Here is a 2,473-nt window from a genome sequence, read left to right on the forward strand (position 1 = left end):
AGCGAATCGCTAGCGGGCCGACGACGGTAGTGACGCGGGGACGGACCTAGGCCGGTCCGGTTCCCTGCTCGCCCAGGAAGAAGTGGGCCTTGCCTTGCCCGTCAACCTGGGCGTCGAGCACCTTGTCTTCGAGGTACACGGCGGCTTGCGGCTCTAGGTAGACCCGCGCCCCCTGGTTCTCGATGACCTTGTCGTTCTCTCCAGGCGCCGCAGTGGCTGTGACCTGTAGCGAGTCCGGATTCTCCGAGCCCGGCGTAGAGGACGCGATCCGCAGCCCGGCTCCGTCAGGAACCTGCGGACTCGACGTGAAGCTCTTCACGACCTCGGTGGCTGCTTCGGTCAGGATCAGCATGTGTCTTGCCCTTTCGTCTCTGGTGTTACAGGGGCGGGTAGTCGCGTTAGCCTGTTACGCGACCGGCTCTGTTGTTTCGGTTGTTTCGGTTGTTTCGGCTGTTTCGACGGGTACGGTCGGGGCGGGCTCCGCCACGACCTCGGCAGGAAGGGAAATGATCCGGCCGAAGGCCGCCGAGGCGATGGCTACGATCACGATGCCGAGACCGGTGAAGAACCCGACCTGCTCCGCGATCCGCATCGTCACGGTGAGGCTAGCCGGCGACCCGCCGAGCGGAACATTGTTGTTCCACAGCGGGCTGAACACGGTGCCCAGGGTGAACCATGCGCCGCCCGCGGCAGCCAGTAGCGCGCCGAACAGCGCGATGTGACGGCCAGCCGCCACCATGAGCAGGATGCCGCCGAGGAACACCGCGGCACCCGGCAGAATCTCCAGCCACAGCCGCGCCGAGGTGTAAGTCCAGGCGATGTCCGGCGTGTAGGCGTAGTGGAAATACGGACCGACAAAGGCGATGAGACCGCCCCAGAGTCCTAGCAGGGACAACAAGAACCCGCTCAGGACCCCGCGACTGCGCCGCATACGCAGCATCCCAGTCATGCCTATCACTTCCCAATCCTTGTGATTTGGGTCTCTGAAGACATCGCCTACCCACCACACGACGGGGTATTCCACGAATGTTGTCGATGTGCCTCTCGGCGCGCGAGGATGTGCTCTCTGCGGCACGAAGGAGGACGTCATGAGTTCCACGCTGGGGCACGACCACGATGCGGAACTGGACCCGCCGCGCGTCCAGGAAGTCAGCGACGGCGTCTTCGCCTACATTCAGCCCGACGGCACCTGGTTCATCAACAACACCGGGTTCCTGGTCGGCGCCGCGGGCGTGACCAGCGTGGACGCCTGCTCGACCGAGCGGCGGACCCGCGCCTACCTGGAGGCGATCGCGGAAACGAGCCCGCAGCCGGTCCGCACGCTGATCAACACCCACCATCATGGGGACCACACGCACGGCAACTACCTGTTCGGCGGCGCGACGATCGTGGCGCACGACCGCTGCAGGGACGAGGTGCTCGCCGCCGGCCTGCCGTACTTCCCCGGCGTCTTCCAGGACGTGGACTGGGGCGACATCAAAGTAACCCCGCCCTTCCTCACCTACTCCGACAAAGTCACCCTGTACAGCGACGACCTGCGCTGCGAGGTCCGCTACGTGGGCAGGCCGGCGCACACCACCAACGACTCCGTCGTCTGGCTGCCAGAACGCTCCGTCCTTTTCACCGGCGATCTCATCTTCAACGGCGGCACGCCGTTCATGCTGATGGGCTCGATCACCGGCGCGATCGACGTCCTGGAACAGGTCATCAAGCCCCTGGACCCGCGGACCATCGTGCCCGGCCACGGCGAGGTCTGCGGCCCAGCGGCGATCGACGACGTGCTCGGCTACCTGCGCTTCGTGCTCGACCTGGCGCGCCGCGGCAAGGACGCCGGGCTGTCTCCGCTTGAGGCCGCCCGCGACAACGGCCTGGGCCAGTACGCCGGCCTGAGCGATCGCGAGCGCATCGTCGGCAACCTGCACCGCGCGTACGCGGACCTCGGCGACGGCGAACAAGGGGAGAAGCTCAACTTCGCCGCGGCGCTCTTCGACATGGTCGCCTACAACGGCGGCAAGCCGCTTAGCTGCCTCGCCTAGACGACAGCGCCGCGGCCAGTTCCGCGTTGCGCTGGGCGAAGCCGGCCCAGTCGGGCGGGGTGCCCGCTAGCCGCGTCGCCGCGTCGGACTCCGGGCAGGCCGCCTGCGCCCATTCGCGTACCTGGCCGCGGCGGACGATGAAGGATGACAGGACGCCGCCCGACCATCCGCTGGCGGTGAAGTCCCTCGCGGCCATCGAACTGGCGCGCTGCGGGCTCGTCACCCACTCCAGGGCGCGCAGCTCGCTGGTGATGTCACCGGCCAGCTCGAAGGCGAGCGCACCTACGGCGGCCTCGCGCAGTTCTTCCAGCCGGGCGCGGACGCCGGTGACCGCGTCCGGCTCGCGGCGCAGCACCGCGGTGATCGTTTCCACGCAGTGGCCGCGCTCCGCCGCGGCGAGTCCGCGGGCGCGGGCGATATCGAGCAGCGTGCCGCGC

Annotated in this window: 4 protein-coding genes; 1 reads left to right on the top strand and 3 read right to left on the bottom strand. The window is 67.7% G+C overall.

The features are described from left to right. Positions 1-46 precede the first annotated feature (46 nt). Together WA805_RS05345 and WA805_RS05350 are read right to left on the bottom strand one after the other, a co-directional pair. Entirely contained in the window at positions 47-352 is a 306-nt protein-coding gene (locus WA805_RS05345; RefSeq protein WP_422271536.1) for a Fe-S cluster assembly protein HesB, read from the bottom strand. Positions 353-406: 54 nt separating this feature from the next. After that, positions 407-931 carry a hypothetical protein gene (locus WA805_RS05350; RefSeq protein ID WP_425241789.1) on the bottom strand — a complete coding sequence of 175 codons (525 nt, stop codon included), beginning with the start codon at positions 929-931 and terminating at the stop codon, positions 407-409. A 157-nt stretch (positions 932-1,088) separates the two neighbouring features. Here WA805_RS05350 and WA805_RS05355 point away from each other — a divergent pair, with 157 nt between their 5' ends. Then, positions 1,089-2,036, top strand: coding sequence for an MBL fold metallo-hydrolase (locus WA805_RS05355; protein ID WP_422325603.1), 948 nt, complete (start codon positions 1,089-1,091; stop codon positions 2,034-2,036). Here WA805_RS05355 and WA805_RS05360 read toward each other — a convergent pair. After that, positions 2,020-2,473 (bottom strand): hypothetical protein (locus WA805_RS05360; RefSeq protein WP_425241790.1); only part of this gene is annotated, 454 nt, incomplete at its 5' end. The two genes, WA805_RS05355 and WA805_RS05360, sit on opposite strands and share 17 nt — an antisense overlap.

It is taken from the genome of Trebonia sp. (assembly GCF_049794275.1).
In the GTDB taxonomy this organism is placed as follows: Bacteria; Actinomycetota; Actinomycetes; order Streptosporangiales; family Streptosporangiaceae; genus Trebonia.

Coding starts and splice junctions, on each gene's coding strand:
- WA805_RS05345 (WP_422271536.1), bottom strand. CDS start 352: ATGCTGATCCTGACCGAAGCAGCCACCGAGGTCGTGAAGAGCTTCACG.
- WA805_RS05350 (WP_425241789.1), bottom strand. CDS start 931: ATGCGGCGCAGTCGCGGGGTCCTGAGCGGGTTCTTGTTGTCCCTGCTA.
- WA805_RS05355 (WP_422325603.1), top strand. CDS start 1,089: ATGAGTTCCACGCTGGGGCACGACCACGATGCGGAACTGGACCCGCCG.